We start from the raw sequence: 15,726 nt of genomic DNA on the forward strand, positions 1-15,726 counted from the left end.
GTGGCTGGCGTCTTTTAAATTATTGAATGAGTAATCATTGGATTCTTTAACTTTAATAAAAAGATCATGCCCGATTACAACGACATCCTTTGTGCTGCCGAAACTCATGCTGTTGATGGGATAAAAGCGTATTTTAATAAAGGCGGCAGCCCGAACGAAGTTCATGATGGCATGCCTGTTTTTATCATGATGGTTGAAATGTATGCCCGCAGTCTCCGGTTTAAAGAATGTGTACAGGCATTTATTGATGCGGGGCTTGAGTATGAAGATAAGGCACTACTGGCGGTTTTGGCCGATGATGAAGAAATGTTAAAACAGGCCTTGACGATAGAGCCATCTGCTGTTAACAAAACCTATTCTTTATATAATAATACCTATACTCCTTTAACGGGTGGAACACTCATGCATTTTTGCGCCGAATATAATAGCCTTGCCTGCGCCAAAATACTTTTACAGCACGGGGCTGATGTAAATGCCAAAGCAGCTTATGATGATCATGGTTTCGGCGGACATACACCTATTTTTCATACGGTTAATCAAAACGGGAATAGTTCTGTTGATATGCTTCACTTTCTGTTGCAAAACGGTACCGATCTGTTCTATACAGTTAAAGGGTTGATCTGGGGCCGGGGATATGAATGGGAAACGTTTATTCCATCAGTAAATCCGATAAGCTATGCCATGATGGGCTCATTGCCGCAATTTCACCGCAGGGAGCAAACTATTATGGAGGTAGTTAGCCTGCTTATAAAACATGCCTATGGGATTGATTACGTGCCAGGGAATGTTCCAAATGCTTATTTGAAGAGAGGATAGGGGGTATAATATTTAACAGATTTACAAAGGTTTGCCAGTGTACTAACGCTGTAAATATCTTTTTAAAACCGTTCTTTCTATATTTTCGCCGGGCCAAATCTCTATTCGGTAAAAATCATCACCTTCATCTCCATCAACCGAAGCAAGGTTTGATGAATAAATTCTAACCCAGTAATTTCCTGGTGTAGTATTTAGTTCAATTTGAACAGCGGAATCCGGACAACTAAGTATTTGGATTATTCCCGATTTTATGTTGATCCCTCCCTCAACAACATGATCGAAACTGGAAAAATCTACAATGTTATTCACCGATTCTAAAATTTCAAGTTCAGCTTTAACAGGGCCATAACATTCAGTACCGATGCCTAACATACCTTCTTCGATAGCTAATCTATCTTCATATGCTTCATGGGACCAAAAGTTAACTGAATCTCTCAGGTCCGGTGAATCTTTGTCATAAACATAAAATTGACTATATGAAGTGTAGAAATCCAACGGATATTTCATGGTTTAAGTTTTTTCCAAAAATAAAAAAAGCCACCCAACCGGGCAGCTTTTCACAATCAAAATTAATGTATTAATGAAATATTATTTGATCACCAGGTCGTAAGGCAGGCGGGCTTGAGGGGTACGCATCATTTGTGTGATACCTTTTATCTGTTGGTAAACCCGGTAATTTTCGCCAAGCTCGTTTTTCACCATGCGGGTTTGTACTTCGGCGCTTAAACCGCTGCCAACCTTGTTGAAAAAGCTTTTTTGCTCGGGATAACTTACAATATTATAGGTTTTGATCTTAGCTTTTTTGGCAGCTGAAGTGATAGCATCGTTGATATTCCCCAAACGGTCAACCAGGCCAATTTTTAGGGCCTGCTCACCGGTCCAAACACGGCCCTGGCCAATGCTGTTAATGTAGGCCTGTGTTTTACCGCGACCATCAGCTACGGCCTTAGTAAATTCATCATAACCACGATTTACGCTGTTTTGTAATATCAGGTGCTCTTCCGGGCTCAGCGGGCGACTGATATCGCCCAAATCTGCATACTTCCCGGTTTTTACACCATCAAAGGTTACGCCCAGTTTATCGTTAAACAGTTTTTGCATGTTTGGCAATACGGCGAAAATGCCGATAGAACCGGTAATAGTATTAGGCTGGGCAATGATCGAATCGGCCGCACATGAAATGTAATAACCACCCGATGCAGCATAATCACCCATAGAAACAATGATCGGCTTCTTTTCGTGGATCAACTTTACTTCGCGCCAAATCACATCAGATGCCAGTGAGCTGCCGCCCGGCGAATTTACACGCAATACCACAGCTTTAACTTTATCATCTAAACGAGCTTTGCGTAATGCTTTCGAAATAGTTTCTGAACCGATACTGTTGTCGTCGCCATCACCACCTGTAATATCACCTGATGCATAGACAATAGCAATGCGGTTTTTAGATGATGAATCATCCTCCTTATCGTCCGAATCATCACTTTTGCTTTTGGCGTAGTCCCTAAGATCAACGCTTTTTAAATCGTCTTTTAAATCGGTACCGGTGCGCCTTTTTAAATCGTTAAGGATCTCATCTTTATATTTTAAGCCGTCAACCAGCTTCAATTTATAGGCATCTTCAGGAAATTGAATGCGCATATTATCGGCATAGCTGAATAATGAATCCCTGTTAAGGCCCCGACTTTTGCTGATACCGGTTAAAAAATGATTGTACAGTGAACCAAGATATGAAGTTACCTGTAGTTTATTGGCATCGCTCATCTTGGTAAGGAACAATGGTTCAACAGCGCTTTTAAAGGTACCAACTTTAATGATCTGTGCCTCAATACCTAATTTGTCCAGTGCACCTTTCAGAAAAGTGGTTTGAGAGCTGAAGCCATGAAACTCAAAAATGCCTTTTGGGTTAATATAAACTTTATCGGCTACTGATGCCAGATAGTAAAAACCCTGTGTATATACTTCGGCGTAGGCTACAATAAATTTGCCTGATTTTTTAAAGTCGATAAGTGCGTTGCGGATCTCTTCGGTAGTGGCCTGGCCGGCGGTCATATAACTCTCATCAAGGTATATGCCTTTAATATTATCGTCGGTTTTGGCTTTTTTAATATCAGCCAGAATATCATTTAAGCCGATTGATTTATCTTCATTCAAACCCAAAAAATCCAGACCGGCAAGAGGATTGTTTGGTGTACGCTCGGTGATCTGATTTTTTAGCGACATGTATAAAATAGAGTTTGGGCTAACATCTACAGTTTTATCACTGCCGGCGGATGCAATAAGGCCGATAACAAGAACCGCTCCTACAACACCTATTATTATACCCGAAATAATTACCCCTACAATAGTGGCCAGAACGAATTTGAAGAATTGTTTCATTAATGTTATAAATCTTTTTAACTATGCAAACTTAGTAATAAGCAGCCGTATAATGCTAAGAGCGGTTTCCATTATATTTGTTACAACATGATTGATGTTTTTTTATTGCTTGGGAGCAACCTTGGCACCCGCGAATTGTTTCTGCAGCAGGCAATTGAATCTGTTTCGGCCCGAATTGCTCCGGTTAAACTGATATCGTCGGTTTACGAAACCCAGTCGTGGGGTAAAACCGATGAACCCGACTATTTAAACCAGGTGCTGATGCTCCAAACTGAGCTTTCGGCGCAGGATGTGTTGGAAAAAATATTGAGTATCGAATTACAAATGGGCCGTAAACGGGAGGTTAAATGGGGATCGCGCATTATTGATATTGATATTTTGTTTTATGGCGATGAAGTGATCCATAATTTTAACCTGGTAGTGCCACATCCCGAATTATATAAACGCAGTTTTACGCTGATCCCCCTGGCCGAGATAGCACCTAACCTTGTTCATCCTGTGTTCAAAAAAAATATTTTGCAGCTAAAGGATGAACTAAAGGATAACTTAATCGTAAAAAAGCATATTTTTGAATAAACACAAAGCTTTTATAATGGCAGATATTTCACCAGAACAGGACCTTGATCTTTCTTTTTTATACGAGATTGCCGATGGTAGCGACGATTTTATTGTTGATTCGATTGGGATGTTCCTTGAGCAATCGCCCGATTTACTTAATACGATCAGCAACGCGTTAAATAACCAGGATTGGGCTTTAGCAGCCCAGGCAGCTCATAAATTAAAGCCTAACCTTGGTTTTTTTGGTATGCCCATAAGCCAGGCTACCATACAGGAAGTTGAGCTGGCCTGTAAAGCCGGCGGTCAAAACCCAACCGAAATATTTGAAAAATTTAACCAGGTAAACAGTATGGTATCTGCAAACCTCATCACTTTAAAGGAAATTAAAGCCGAGAAGGAAGCTAATTTGTAAGTCTTTAAGGTGAAAGGTGAAAGTTTCGCCGCTTAGATATAAAAAGCAAAGGCAAGAGGTTTCCCTTTTGCCTTTTGTATTTTATAAAGTTTTAGTTGTTTATGCAGATAAGAAACCTTTGGCCTTTTACCTTTCGCCTTTATCCTAAAAAAGCCTTTCGCCTTTAACCTAAACTTTAGATATTTTAAAAGTATAGCTTTCCATAATCAGGTTGGCCAGTAGGTTTTTGCAGGCCTGGTCAACTTTGGCGCTGGCAGCTTCGGCATTTTCGGCTTCTATTTCAAGCGTAATGTGTTTGCCAATGCGCACGTTATGAATTTCGGCTAAGCCAAGGTTTTTCATGCTACCGGTTACTGCTTTTCCTTGTGGGTCAAGTATTTCTTTTTTGGGCATTACGTCGATTTCAGCCTGGAACTTTGTCATTTGTGAGTTTTGTTTGAATTAGAGATAAGGTGATATAAATAAATATAACCACCGGAACGGCCACAAATTTAAAAAATAGTATGAGTATTGCCGAAAACAAGAGCAGTAAATAACGGAAAATGTTTTTGTTGAAGTCGCGGTTCTTGAATTTAAGCGACATTAGCGGTATTTCGGATACCAGTAGCGTACACATTATTAAAACCAGAACTGTTAGAAAGTAAGGATTTAAAATGTAATGCGCCAAAGCATCGTACTGTTGTACTATTAAAGGCAGCGATGCTATAAGGATGGCGTTTGCTGGTGTTGGTAACCCGATAAAGCTATCTGATTGCCGCGTGTCGTTATTGAATTTTGCAAGCCTCAATGCCGAAAATACCGGTAAAAGGAATGCAACGAAGTTTAACAGGTGACTTATGCCGTCTAATTGCGGAGCCTGTAAAAATAGTTCGTACATGATCACTGACGGCAATACGCCAAAGCTTACCATATCGGCCAGCGAATCGAGGTCTTTGCCTATAAATGAATAAGAGTTTAAAACCCTTGATGCAAGGCCATCAAAAAAATCAAATATTGAGGAAAGAAAAATGGCATAAGCAGCCACTATGAGGTTACCCTGGAAAGCGAAAACTATACCTATACAACCGCTAAAAAGGTTGGCGCAAGTAATAGCATTTGGAAGGTGTTTTTTGACGCGTCTCTTCATTTCGCCATCGAAATTATCAGGAATTTATTAAGTAATAATGAAGTTACAAATAATATTCTACTTACTTATAACTTCATTATCGCTAAAATATTACGAATTCATCGAAATCAGAAATTCTTCGTTAGTTTTTGTGCCCCTAATTTGAGCTTGTAAAAACTCCATTGATTCCTGCGAATTCATATCAGCAAGGTGGTTGCGGAGAATCCAGATACGCTGAAGCGTGTCACGGTCAAGCAGTAAGTCGTCGCGGCGGGTACTTGAAGCTGTAATGTCGATAGCCGGGAAAATACGTTTATTCGATAATTTACGATCCAGTTGTAACTCCATGTTACCGGTACCTTTAAATTCTTCAAAAATAACCTCGTCCATTTTTGAGCCGGTTTCGGTAAGCGCTGTAGCAATGATAGTTAATGAACCGCCATCCTCAATGTTGCGGGCGGCACCAAAAAATCGTTTAGGTTTGTGCAAAGCGTTAGCATCAACACCGCCTGATAATATCTTACCTGATGCGGGGGCAACAGTATTATAAGCGCGTGCCAAACGGGTGATAGAGTCAAGAAGGATCACTACGTCATGACCACACTCTACCATACGTTTTGATTTTTCAAGCACAATGTTAGCAATTTTTACGTGGCGCTCAGCAGGCTCATCAAAAGTGGATGAAACAACTTCGGCGCGTACGCTGCGGGCCATGTCGGTAACCTCTTCCGGACGTTCGTCTATCAGCAATATAATAAGGTATACTTCGGGATGGTTTTTGGCAATAGCATTGGCCACATCCTTTAATAACATGGTTTTACCTGTTTTTGGCTGTGCCACGATCAAACCACGCTGACCTTTACCAATAGGCGAAAACAGGTCCATGATGCGGGTTGAATAGTTGTTCGGATCGGTGAAGAGGCTCAGTTTTTCGGAAGGGAACAAAGGTGTTAAGTGATCAAAAGGAACACGGTCACGTACCTCGGCAGGGATGCGGCCGTTGATGGCCTCAACACGTACCAGCGGGAAGTATTTTTCACCTTCTTTCGGTGGGCGGATGCTGCCCCTAACCGTGTCACCTGTTTTAAGGCCGAATAGTTTTATCTGTGATTGTGATACGTAAATATCATCGGGAGAAGTAAGGTAGTTGTAATCAGATGAACGAAGGAAGCCATAACCATCAGGCATAATTTCCAAAACACCTTCATTTACAATTACATTATCAAAGTCGAGATTGATTGGCGGTTCTTGTGCTTTTTGCTGATTTTGGTTGTTGCTGTTAACCCTGCGCTCAAACTTTTGCGGGCGGGCTTCCGGAACAACTTCTTCCGTACGGGCAACTGTTTCACCGGCTTGCGGCGCGTCTGTTTCTGCAGTTACAGCAGGAATTTCCGTTTCCGGATCATCTTGTGATGGCTCATCATCCTGCGCATCAAAAAGATTGGTATCATCTAAAGGAACCTCTATACGTGGTTTTGATGAATCTTTGGTTTTTATAACACGGGTCCTTTTTCGGGGCTTTTCAATTGTTTCAGCAGGCGCTTCGCCTGGCGCGGGTGTAGGGGTATAGTTTGATTCAATCAGATTTTGTTGAGCCCTGGCGGCTTCAATAAGCTGTTGTTGTTCAATAATACGGGCAACAAGCTGAGCTTTACGTAGTTCGTCGGCCTCAGCAATACCTAAATTTCTGGCAATTTCGCGCAACTCAGAAACGAGTTTGTCGTTCAATTCAATTTTATCAGACATGATATGAATTATAGTTCAATGGGATTTTTTAATTGTAATTTGTTTTCAAACGGCAAAAATTTCTATGCAAGTGTTAAAGCTTGACCACATGTAAAAACATATGAGGCTATAATTGAAAGAAATTGATCTTGAAACCTTGTTTTAGTAAACATCCAAACCCATGCAAGTATTATATAAAGTGATAATAAAAAGCGTGGTGATTTAAATTGTTTCTTTAGTGCAAGAAAAATTCAATGGAAAACGATGCAAGTGTAAACAATTATTCTTTAATTTCAAATTAATTAAATAAATATCACTTATATCAGAACACATAAGCCAAATTTTTAGTTTTTTTGACAATTAAAATATTATTCAGCCGCTGATGATGTCCCGCCAGGAGTTAATTGAACAAATCAAAAGAAAGAAATCGTTTTTATGTGTTGGGCTTGATCCCGATATCAACAAGATCCCCGAATTTTTAAGATCATATCCCGATCCTATACTTGAATTTAACAAACGCATCATAGATGTTACGCAGGATCTCTGTATAGCTTATAAGCCTAATGCTGCTTTTTACGAAGCCTATGGTATAAAAGGATTACAAAGCTTAATTGATACCTATAAATACCTGCCCAAAGATTGTTTAAGTATCATTGACGCTAAACGGGGCGATATCGGCAATACATCCGATAAATATGCCAAAGCATTTTTTGATGAGCAATCGGGCGGGATGAGCTTTGATGCTATTACCATTACGCCTTATATGGGTAATGACAGTGTTACGCCATATCTCGCTTACGAAGGGAAATGGGTTATTATTTTGGCCCTAACATCATCTGTTGGCAGTAAGGATTTTCAATACCTGCAAACCGGGGATGGCTATTTATATGAAAATGTGATAAAAAAGGCCAACACCTGGGCCGGAGCCGACAGGATCATGTATGTAGTAGGAGCTACCAAAAGCACCGAGTTTACCAACATCCGTGCATACGCGCCCGATAATTTTTTATTAGTACCCGGAGTAGGAGCACAGGGCGGAAGCCTGGAAGAAGTTTGCAAATATGGTATCACTAAAGATTGTGGACTTATCGTAAACTCGTCGCGTTCTATATTATATGCAAGCAATGGCGAAGATTTTGCCGCTGCCGCCCGTGCGGAAGCACTAAGTTTGCAGCAACAGATGCAGGCGGAGTTAGAAAAGGCAGGCATTATATAAGCAAGTCAGGCAGCTACGCTTCAACTTTCTTTAAACTAAAAAGCCCGAAGTCATAATAACTCCGGGCTTTGCATATACCTTTCAGTTTTCGCCTTTATCCTTTTACCTGAAAAAATATTATTCAAAATATTCCTTCATCCGTTCAAAGAAACTTTTTTCGTTTTTGCCCGGATTGGGTTTAAAGTTAGGAGAGCCCTGCAGCTTTTCCAGGATCTCACGTTCCTCACGGCTTAACGCTTTTGGTGTCCAAATGTTGATATGCACCAGTTGATCGCCACGGTGATATGAATTTACTTCCGGTAAGCCCTTACCTTTCAGGCGTAGTATTTTGCCCCCTTGTGTTCCAGGATCAATTTTTATTTTAGCTTTACCGTCAATGGTTGGCACTTCAATAGATGTGCCTAAAGTTGCATCAACAAAGTTTACATGCAGATCATAAATCACGTTATTGCCATCACGTTTTAATGTTTCGTGAGGTACCTCTTCAATCAGGATGATCAAGTCGCCCGGAACGCCGCCGCGTGGGGCTGCATTACCTTTACCGCTCATGCTCAACTGCATACCTTCGCTAACACCTGCAGGCACCTGGATGGTGATCAATTCTTCACCGCGAACCACGCCGTCACCATGACAAACGTTACATTTTGACAGTATGGTTGATCCTTCGCCGTTACAGGTAGGGCAGGTGCTGGTAGTTTGCATCTGACCCAAAATGGTATTGGTTACTCTACGTACCGCTCCTGAACCACCGCAGGTTTTGCAGGTTTGGAACGATGATTTGTCTTTAGCCCCGCTGCCATCGCAGGTTTTACAGATGATCTGTTTATTTACTTTGATCTTCTTTTCGGCGCCGTTGGCAATTTCCTCAAGGGTTAAGCGTACTTTGATACGCAGGTTGCTGCCGCGGGCTACACGCCTGCCGCCGCCACCGCTTTGACGACCGCCGCCAAAGAAACCTTCAAACGGACTGCCACCACCAAAAATATCGCCAAACTGGCTAAATATGTCGTCCATATTCATACCACCGCCACCATAACCACCACCATTTGGCGATGAAGCGTTGGCTGCGTGACCAAACTGATCATAACGCTGACGTTTTTCAGGAGTGCTTAGTACTTCGTAAGCTTCGGCAGCTTCCTTAAACTTTTCTTCCGCTTCCTTATCGCCCTGGTTTTTATCAGGGTGATATTTAATAGCCATTTTACGATATGCTTTTTTTATGTCATCAGCACTTGCGCCTTTCGCAACCCCAAGCACATCGTAATAATCTCTTTTAGCCATAATTTTAAAAATTTCGGATTCCGAAACTCAGATTTCGGATTTATTATTATTTAATATTGTGTAAGATCAGGATAGACTATCACATCCGGATAAATCCGAAATTGAAAGTCTCAAATCCGAAATCAGTTACGCTCCTACAACCACTTTAGCAAAGCGGATCACTTTGTCGTTCAGGGTATAACCTTTTTCCATTTCGTCCATTACCTTGCCTTTAAGGTCATCAGTAGGTGCCGGAATATTGGTGATAGCTTCATGCAGGTCGGCATCAAAGGCATTGCCTATTGATGTCATTTCTTTCAGGCCTTTTTGGCCAAGTATATTTTTTAGCTTGTTTTGGATCAAAGTAACGCCCTCTTTAACCGGGGCAACTTCGGTAGCCTTATCCATGGCACGCTGCGCGCGTTCAAAGTCGTCAAGTACAGGTAGTAAAGCCACAATTACATCTTTACCTTCAGTTTTGCGGGCTTCCTCGCGTTCTTTAATGGTACGCCTTCTAAAGTTATCAAATTCGGCATATAAACGCAAGTACTTGTCATTAGCCTGTGCCAGCTCGTCTTTCAACTTTTCTTCGGCAGTTGGGGCAGCGGCAGTTCCCTGTTGGGTTTCCGTGGCTGTAGCTTCTGCTACCGGGGCTTGTTCCTGCCCTTCATCATGTAATTGCTCGTTGTTCACTTCGTTTATATTTTCAGTATTATCCGTATTTTCTTTCTTCTTTTTCTTCAACATATCGTTAAATTTCATAGCGAGTAGTGCCAATCAAGTATCTTGCCACAACTGTAAAGCAGTCAAGCTGTCAGTAGCATGAAATGATTTTAAGAAAGGGTGACAGGCGAACCGTTGATTTGTCACCGTTGGTTTTTGATGGCGCTGATTTCGTTGATTGTTCTTGAAGAGTGTTTATGACTATTAGTCGGCATGATTTTGACTTGCCGGCGAATTTAAAACATCAGTTCAATCATTAAATTAAAAGATCAACGAAATCAACGTAATCATCAATGATCAGCGGTCATATCTCCACATCTTCCAAAACCTTACCGTTCTCGCATTTGATAATACGCGATGGAAAAGCACGGATAATGTGATAGTCGTGAGTGGCTACCAGTACGGCAGTGCCCGATTGGCTGATTTGTTTGAGCAGGAGTACAATTTCTTCAGATGTTTCAGGGTCGAGGTTGCCTGTAGGTTCATCGGCCAGGATTATTTCCGGGTCATTAAGCAAAGCGCGTGCTATAACCACACGCTGCTGCTCACCACCTGAAAGCTCGTGAGGCATTTTCTTTAATTTTGACCGCAGGCCAACTTTTTCAAGTACATCAAGAGCTTTATCTGCAATCAGTTTTTTATCGTTCCAACCGGTGGCGCGCATTACAAAGTTGAGATTTTGCTCAATGGTACGATCGGTAAGCAACTGAAAATCCTGGAAAACTATACCCAGTTTACGACGCAGATAGGGAATGTCGCGGCTGGGCAGCTTGCTTAATTCATAACCACAGGCATGACCGGTACCCGCTTTAATCCCCAAGTCGCCATAAATTACTTTCAGCAGGCTGCTTTTCCCTGATCCTGTCTGACCTATCAGCCACACAAAATCACCTTTATCAACATGTAAATTCACGTTTGAAAGTACCAGGTGAGCCTGTTGAAAAATATCAACGTTGTTTAGTTTTATTATAGAATTTCCAATCATTGTTTTATAACTCTAATTTTAAGATCTGTCCAAACGGCAGTTCTTTGATAATATTCATGATCTCGTCGGCCTTGTCGCCTAATCCAACCTTATCAAGCGATTTATCCGGTCTGTCAACCCTGAAATAAGCCAACAGCGTAAACTTATCATCACGCAGTTGTACATAATCAGGTATTTTGGCGACACCTTTAACTTTTATGATATACATTTTTTTAAGGTTAAAGCTGAAAGGTAAAAGGCAAAAGGTGCCTTTTAAAGTGAAAAAGGTAGTAACCTTTCGCCTTTCACCTTACTTCCCAAAGGTATTTATTTTATTTAAAGACTTGACAAAAATTCCATCGTATCCACGCCGTCGGCATAATCCCATAGTTTGGGTTGCTGGCTTTGTCCAAAACCTACCACCTGGCTTGTAACCTGCAACGGTAGTTTGCTCACTATACACTGGATATTTTCGGCATTCTGATCGATGATATTTTCGGCCTCTGCCATGTCATGATAATAGTTAAAAAACAATACTGACAGCGGAGATGTCAGCCTGTCATCTTCTTTAACCATCAAAAAACCATTATCAAAATGTTTATCACCGTTAACCAAATAAATAGATTTATTATAATCGTAATTGTTGTTGTATTTATGATGATTGATAATGGCTTTATGATCTTCTATCGATTCGAAAAAGAAAGTAAAGTCATACCCCTCCGGTACCAGTATTTTGGATACATTACGGCAGCCAAGACCATAATAATCTAAAATGTCATGACCGAGATTAAACAACTCTTCGGCGGTTTCCTTGCCACTTAGTACGGCAATGCTGTTGCGGTTTTTACGGATGATGTTAGGCACTTTGCCAAAGTAATAATCAAAATAACGCGAGCTGTTGTTGCTGCCTGTGGCTATGATGGCGTCAAAACTTTCCAGCCTGTCAACAAAGTTAAAGCTGCCGGCAAAAGCAGGATCAATAGCTACCAGTTTTTCCAATACAGCTTTGATGAGTCGTGCATCCTGCGATGAAGCTTTGATGAGCGCTTTGTTACCCGAGGCAATAACACAAAGTACGTCATGAAAACCTACCAGCGGGATGTTGCCAGCCAGTATAAGCCCCACATTTTTTGCGGGTTTGCCTGTTTCAAGGTCATATTTCGAAAGCCAGGTAGTTAGATCTTCCACGTTAAGCATGGCGCCTATGGCTGTAACCGCTTCTGAAACACTTGCCGGCGTAAACCAGGCATTATGATATTGTTCGTTTTCAATGATTGCGCTTAATGCCGCATCGGGGGCCAGAAGTTGCCTGCCTAACTCCGAAAATGAATTTATTGAGTTTTTTGGATTAATTTTTGACATATATATGTTAAGAGATTAAACCCTTAAAGCCTTTTTTTGTTATATTTGTACGCTTGTAATTTGCAGGCAAAGTTAATTGAGATTATTAGATATTTAGAAATATGGCGATTAAAATCACCGACGAATGCATAAACTGCGGGGCCTGCGAACCGGAATGCCCTAATAATGCTATTTATGATGCAGGAGCGGCCTGGCGTTTCAGCGATGGGACTGGCCTTAGAGGGATAATTGATTTTGGCGATGGTAATACCCTGAATGCCGAAGAAACACAAGCTGCATTATCTGACGATATTTATTATATAGTACCCGATAAGTGTACCGAATGTGTGGGTTTCCATGATGAACCCCAGTGTGCTGCTGTTTGCCCGGTAGATTGTTGTGTTGATGACGAAGATATCCGCGAAAGCGAAGAAGAGCTGCTTGCCAAAAAAGAGTGGCTGCATATGAACGAATAGGACATTATTTTAGGGATATAAAAAGGGATATGCAATGCATGTCCCTTTTTAGTTAGCGATGATTCGGCGAGTGATAAATTAAGTATTAAGGATTGCCGGAAGATTTCTGTTGGGTTAAATATTTCAAAAATATTTTGTATTATCGTATAGCTTTTACCCCAAAAGTTACTGATACCAATTATTAAATAATATCATATTAAAATGTTAACCGCGTATAGATTAAAAAATACGTGCCAGATTGTTGTTTATTTGACATTACAGAACTATGGAGTACGGGATATGTAATCTTGCTGTAATCCCGCTAAGGGCCGAGCCCAGTGAGCGGAGCGAGCAGGTATCGCAATTGCTATTTGGCGAAGTGTTTGAAATTACTGAGTGGCAAAACAACTGGGTTAAGATCATTGCCGAGGCGGATGGGTATATCGGGTGGATAGGCCGCTTGCAATTTGCTATGCTTGGTCATATAGCGTATAAAAATATCAGGAACCATCCCTCAAAGCTCACTTACCAGCCGGTTACGCAGGCATGGAAAATGAGCGACAATAGTGTTGTTTATTTGCCGGCGGGCAGCTCGCTTGCTTTTTTAGAAGGGACCTCATGCCGCATTGGTCATGAACGTTTTGAAATAATTGGTAAAATTGGTGAGCCTGAAGATATTGCTGCCACCGCTAAAGCATTTCTGAACTCTCCTTACTTGTGGGGCGGGCGAACGCATTTTGGTATTGATTGCTCGGGCTTTACGCAAATGGTTTACAAACTTAAAGGCCTCAGAATTAAGCGGGATGCAAGCATGCAGGTGAAAGAAGGTATCAAGGTTGATTCGATAAAGGAAGCACGGTTAGGCGATCTGGCTTTTTTTGATAATCCCGAAGGCAGGGTAACTCATGTGGGTATTATACTTAATAATGAGCACATCATTCATGCATCGGGCAAGGTTAAAATTGATACCATTAACGAGGATGGTATATACTCGCGGGAGCAAAAAAAACATACCCATAACCTGTGCAGTATAAGGCGTTTTTTTAATTAGCTCCATGCCTTATTTATCCAAAAATGGTAAAGGCATACGGAGGGAAGGTAGTTTAATTTGGTAAGATAAGTTTCCTGAAAAAAAGAAGGATGTCAACTAAATTTAATCTCCCATGAAATGATCTTTTTATCGTCACTTACCGAAAGGAGCTGGTCGGACGTTCCCCAGGCTAATTTGTTGATAGATAGTACATGGCCTGGATAGCCTTTTTCCCTGCTGATATTTTTGTAGAGTTTAAAATCGTCCGATCCCCAAATCTTGATACTTTTATCCATACTGGCGGTAGCAAAATAGGGTAGGGTGGGATGGAATGCAATATGGTTCACCGCAAATAAATGGGCAGGAACATTTTTTATTTCATGATAACTGCCGCTATCCCAAATCTTTACCTGGGCATCTCTTGAGCCGGAAGCGATGTAACTCCCATCGGGACTGTAGACAAGCGCAAAAACAGCCATGGTATGGCCGTGAAGAGCTTTAATAATCGTATAATCTTCCAGGTCGTAAATGGCGATGTGATTATCCCGGCAACCGAATGCCACCTGTTTTTGATCCGGCGAAACGGCAATGCAACGAACGGTGTCCCTGGATACTGTTATGCTGTGCACCATTTCAAGCGTTTTAAGGTTCCATACAGATACGGTGCCATCTTCCGATGCTATTAATAACTCATCTTTTTTAACTGATGATTTGATATCGAAGATAGCCTTGCGGTGATGCCTTAAAGGTTTTAGCAATTTTTGCTGAATAAAATCAAACACCAGAACTTCGCCGCTGCGTAAACCCGCAAACATTAGCGGATATCCCTCCGGACAATGAATAGCATAAATAGATGCATTAACCGGGAACATCACTTTAATAAAAGTGAAATTATTCAAGCTCCACTCAACCAACCCTTTATCATTCCCGCCCGTAAACAATATGCCCGGCTTTTGCGATAACTCAAGCGTGAATATCGGGTTGGCATGGCCTGTGAGCTCGGCTGTTTTTTGGACGGTAATCATTTCAGTTTGCAGTTTCCGGTTGGCAGTTTATAGTTTTGTATTTTGCAATATTAGTTAAAACTCTCCAACTGCCTGCTGCAAACTCAAAACTGCCAACTATTTACTTATGTCTTGATTCTAAATTTTTTGCAATAGTTTCCAGTGTTAAACCTTTTTCGCGAAGCAGAACCAATAGATGGAAAACCAAGTCTGATGATTCATTGATCAGGTCGGTTTCTGTTTCGGCAAGGGCGGCGATAACAGTTTCAACTCCTTCTTCACCAACTTTCTGGGCTATTTTGTTAAGGCCTTTGTTGCGAAGTTTATTTACATATGATCCTTCAAGCGGGTTAGTATACCTGTCGGCAATGATATTTTCCAGCTCCAGGATAAAATTTTGATTAAATTCGGTATTGAAGCAACTGCGTGAGCCTGTATGACAGGTTGGGCCGTCGGCTTTCACTTTGATCAGCAGCGTATCATTATCGCAATCAATGCTGATGCTTTTTACATGCAGGAAGTTACTGCTGGTTTCGCCCTTAGTCCATAAACGGTTTTTTGTACGGGAATAAAAAGTAACGATATTTTCCTGAACGGTTTTATCATAAGCTTCCTGGTTCATGTAACCCAGCATCAGTACCTCTAAAGTTTGCTCGTCCTGTATAATTACGGGGACAAGTCCACCGGTTTTTTCAAAATCTATATTCATAATAACTGCTTTTAAATTCCCTCTTGAGA

The 15,726-nt window shown here is 41.2% G+C and carries 18 protein-coding genes; 6 read left to right on the plus strand and 12 right to left on the minus strand.

The genetic code is table 11. The features are described from left to right. Positions 1 to 66 precede the first annotated feature (66 nt). Positions 67 to 816, plus strand: a complete 750-nt coding sequence (locus tag ACEN82_RS06720; protein ID WP_413322074.1) for an ankyrin repeat domain-containing protein — start codon at positions 67 to 69, stop codon at positions 814 to 816. Between the two features lie 42 nt (positions 817 to 858). Here the strand turns inward: ACEN82_RS06720 and ACEN82_RS06725 are convergent, their stop codons facing one another. Both ACEN82_RS06725 and sppA read right to left on the minus strand, forming a co-directional pair. Next, positions 859 to 1,323 carry a hypothetical protein gene (locus ACEN82_RS06725; RefSeq protein WP_413322075.1) on the minus strand — a complete coding sequence of 155 codons (465 nt, stop codon included), beginning with the start codon at positions 1,321 to 1,323 and terminating at the stop codon, positions 859 to 861. An 81-nt stretch (positions 1,324 to 1,404) separates the two neighbouring features. Further along, complete coding sequence (sppA, locus tag ACEN82_RS06730) at positions 1,405 to 3,195, minus strand: signal peptide peptidase SppA (RefSeq protein WP_413322076.1); 1,791 nt, start codon at positions 3,193 to 3,195, stop codon at positions 1,405 to 1,407. Positions 3,196 to 3,282: 87 nt separating this feature from the next. Between sppA and folK the strand changes: the two genes are divergently transcribed. Together folK and ACEN82_RS06740 are read left to right on the plus strand one after the other, a co-directional pair. After that, complete coding sequence (folK, locus tag ACEN82_RS06735; protein WP_413322077.1) at positions 3,283 to 3,771, plus strand: 2-amino-4-hydroxy-6-hydroxymethyldihydropteridine diphosphokinase; 489 nt, start codon at positions 3,283 to 3,285, stop codon at positions 3,769 to 3,771. A 16-nt stretch (positions 3,772 to 3,787) separates the two neighbouring features. Continuing rightward, positions 3,788 to 4,165 (plus strand): Hpt domain-containing protein, encoded by a 378-nt coding sequence (locus ACEN82_RS06740; protein WP_112655708.1) that lies wholly within the window; start codon positions 3,788 to 3,790, stop codon positions 4,163 to 4,165. A gap of 168 nt (positions 4,166 to 4,333) precedes the next feature. Here the strand turns inward: ACEN82_RS06740 and purS are convergent, their stop codons facing one another. The 3 genes from purS to rho all read right to left on the minus strand — a co-directional run bounded on the left by purS (position 4,334) and on the right by rho (position 7,016). Further along, positions 4,334 to 4,588: a phosphoribosylformylglycinamidine synthase subunit PurS gene (purS, locus tag ACEN82_RS06745; RefSeq protein ID WP_413322078.1), complete on the minus strand. Its 255-nt coding sequence runs from the start codon at positions 4,586 to 4,588 to the stop codon at positions 4,334 to 4,336. Next, on the minus strand, positions 4,569 to 5,291 hold the full coding sequence (gene pssA, locus ACEN82_RS06750) for a CDP-diacylglycerol--serine O-phosphatidyltransferase (RefSeq protein ID WP_091162304.1): 723 nt from the start codon (positions 5,289 to 5,291) through the stop codon (positions 4,569 to 4,571). The genes purS and pssA overlap by 20 nt, the downstream gene beginning before the upstream one ends. A 90-nt stretch (positions 5,292 to 5,381) precedes the next feature. Further along, positions 5,382 to 7,016 carry a transcription termination factor Rho gene (rho, locus tag ACEN82_RS06755; RefSeq protein WP_413322079.1) on the minus strand — a complete coding sequence of 545 codons (1,635 nt, stop codon included), beginning with the start codon at positions 7,014 to 7,016 and terminating at the stop codon, positions 5,382 to 5,384. Between the two features lie 364 nt (positions 7,017 to 7,380). Here rho and pyrF point away from each other — a divergent pair, with 364 nt between their 5' ends. Continuing rightward, positions 7,381 to 8,211 (plus strand): orotidine-5'-phosphate decarboxylase, encoded by an 831-nt coding sequence (pyrF, locus tag ACEN82_RS06760; protein ID WP_413322086.1) that lies wholly within the window; start codon positions 7,381 to 7,383, stop codon positions 8,209 to 8,211. A 117-nt stretch (positions 8,212 to 8,328) separates the two neighbouring features. Here the strand turns inward: pyrF and dnaJ are convergent, their stop codons facing one another. From dnaJ to ACEN82_RS06785, 5 genes are all read right to left on the minus strand, one after another. Then, a complete protein-coding gene (gene dnaJ / locus ACEN82_RS06765) occupies positions 8,329 to 9,492 on the minus strand; it encodes a molecular chaperone DnaJ (RefSeq protein ID WP_090526554.1) in 1,164 nt (387 codons plus the stop codon). Between the two features lie 126 nt (positions 9,493 to 9,618). Beyond that, positions 9,619 to 10,233 carry a nucleotide exchange factor GrpE gene (locus ACEN82_RS06770; protein WP_243770808.1) on the minus strand — a complete coding sequence of 205 codons (615 nt, stop codon included), beginning with the start codon at positions 10,231 to 10,233 and terminating at the stop codon, positions 9,619 to 9,621. A gap of 265 nt (positions 10,234 to 10,498) precedes the next feature. Then, positions 10,499 to 11,179, minus strand: coding sequence for a cell division ATP-binding protein FtsE (locus tag ACEN82_RS06775; RefSeq protein ID WP_090526556.1), 681 nt, complete (start codon positions 11,177 to 11,179; stop codon positions 10,499 to 10,501). 4 nt (positions 11,180 to 11,183) lie between these two features. Beyond that, positions 11,184 to 11,387, minus strand: coding sequence for a fructose-6-phosphate aldolase (locus ACEN82_RS06780; RefSeq protein WP_112655459.1), 204 nt, complete (start codon positions 11,385 to 11,387; stop codon positions 11,184 to 11,186). A gap of 107 nt (positions 11,388 to 11,494) precedes the next feature. After that, the gene (locus ACEN82_RS06785; protein WP_413322080.1) at positions 11,495 to 12,520 is read right to left on the minus strand and encodes an acyl-CoA reductase; all 1,026 of its coding nucleotides are present in this window, start codon (positions 12,518 to 12,520) and stop codon (positions 11,495 to 11,497) included. Positions 12,521 to 12,621: 101 nt separating this feature from the next. Here ACEN82_RS06785 and ACEN82_RS06790 point away from each other — a divergent pair, with 101 nt between their 5' ends. Next, complete coding sequence (locus ACEN82_RS06790; RefSeq protein ID WP_090526563.1) at positions 12,622 to 12,975, plus strand: 4Fe-4S dicluster domain-containing protein; 354 nt, start codon at positions 12,622 to 12,624, stop codon at positions 12,973 to 12,975. A gap of 265 nt (positions 12,976 to 13,240) precedes the next feature. Beyond that, positions 13,241 to 14,005 (plus strand): C40 family peptidase, encoded by a 765-nt coding sequence (locus ACEN82_RS06795; protein WP_413322081.1) that lies wholly within the window; start codon positions 13,241 to 13,243, stop codon positions 14,003 to 14,005. 92 nt (positions 14,006 to 14,097) lie between these two features. Here ACEN82_RS06795 and ACEN82_RS06800 read toward each other — a convergent pair whose 3' ends face one another. Further along, a complete protein-coding gene (locus ACEN82_RS06800) occupies positions 14,098 to 15,009 on the minus strand; it encodes a WD40 repeat domain-containing protein (RefSeq protein ID WP_413322082.1) in 912 nt (303 codons plus the stop codon). A 100-nt stretch (positions 15,010 to 15,109) separates the two neighbouring features. Next, a complete protein-coding gene (hisIE, locus tag ACEN82_RS06805) occupies positions 15,110 to 15,697 on the minus strand; it encodes a bifunctional phosphoribosyl-AMP cyclohydrolase/phosphoribosyl-ATP diphosphatase HisIE (protein ID WP_413322083.1) in 588 nt (195 codons plus the stop codon). Positions 15,698 to 15,726 lie beyond the last annotated feature (29 nt).

It is taken from the genome of Mucilaginibacter sp. Mucisp73 (assembly GCF_059491465.1).

What these genes read in the sequence shown, in the direction of transcription:
- ACEN82_RS06790 (WP_090526563.1), top strand. Translation starts at nt 12,622, where the DNA reads ATGGCGATTAAAATCACCGACGAATGCATAAACTGCGGGGCCTGCGAA.
- ACEN82_RS06800 (WP_413322082.1), bottom strand. Translation starts at nt 15,009, where the DNA reads ATGATTACCGTCCAAAAAACAGCCGAGCTCACAGGCCATGCCAACCCG.
- pyrF (WP_413322086.1), top strand. Translation starts at nt 7,381, where the DNA reads ATGTCCCGCCAGGAGTTAATTGAACAAATCAAAAGAAAGAAATCGTTT.
- ACEN82_RS06740 (WP_112655708.1), top strand. Translation starts at nt 3,788, where the DNA reads ATGGCAGATATTTCACCAGAACAGGACCTTGATCTTTCTTTTTTATAC.
- rho (WP_413322079.1), bottom strand. Translation starts at nt 7,016, where the DNA reads ATGTCTGATAAAATTGAATTGAACGACAAACTCGTTTCTGAGTTGCGC.
- ACEN82_RS06795 (WP_413322081.1), top strand. Translation starts at nt 13,241, where the DNA reads ATGGAGTACGGGATATGTAATCTTGCTGTAATCCCGCTAAGGGCCGAG.
- ACEN82_RS06785 (WP_413322080.1), bottom strand. Translation starts at nt 12,520, where the DNA reads ATGTCAAAAATTAATCCAAAAAACTCAATAAATTCATTTTCGGAGTTA.
- ACEN82_RS06770 (WP_243770808.1), bottom strand. Translation starts at nt 10,233, where the DNA reads ATGAAATTTAACGATATGTTGAAGAAAAAGAAGAAAGAAAATACGGAT.
- dnaJ (WP_090526554.1), bottom strand. Translation starts at nt 9,492, where the DNA reads ATGGCTAAAAGAGATTATTACGATGTGCTTGGGGTTGCGAAAGGCGCA.
- folK (WP_413322077.1), top strand. Translation starts at nt 3,283, where the DNA reads ATGATTGATGTTTTTTTATTGCTTGGGAGCAACCTTGGCACCCGCGAA.
- purS (WP_413322078.1), bottom strand. Translation starts at nt 4,588, where the DNA reads ATGACAAAGTTCCAGGCTGAAATCGACGTAATGCCCAAAAAAGAAATA.
- sppA (WP_413322076.1), bottom strand. Translation starts at nt 3,195, where the DNA reads ATGAAACAATTCTTCAAATTCGTTCTGGCCACTATTGTAGGGGTAATT.
- ACEN82_RS06720 (WP_413322074.1), top strand. Translation starts at nt 67, where the DNA reads ATGCCCGATTACAACGACATCCTTTGTGCTGCCGAAACTCATGCTGTT.
- ACEN82_RS06780 (WP_112655459.1), bottom strand. Translation starts at nt 11,387, where the DNA reads ATGTATATCATAAAAGTTAAAGGTGTCGCCAAAATACCTGATTATGTA.
- ACEN82_RS06725 (WP_413322075.1), bottom strand. Translation starts at nt 1,323, where the DNA reads ATGAAATATCCGTTGGATTTCTACACTTCATATAGTCAATTTTATGTT.
- hisIE (WP_413322083.1), bottom strand. Translation starts at nt 15,697, where the DNA reads ATGAATATAGATTTTGAAAAAACCGGTGGACTTGTCCCCGTAATTATA.
- ACEN82_RS06775 (WP_090526556.1), bottom strand. Translation starts at nt 11,179, where the DNA reads ATGATTGGAAATTCTATAATAAAACTAAACAACGTTGATATTTTTCAA.
- pssA (WP_091162304.1), bottom strand. Translation starts at nt 5,291, where the DNA reads ATGAAGAGACGCGTCAAAAAACACCTTCCAAATGCTATTACTTGCGCC.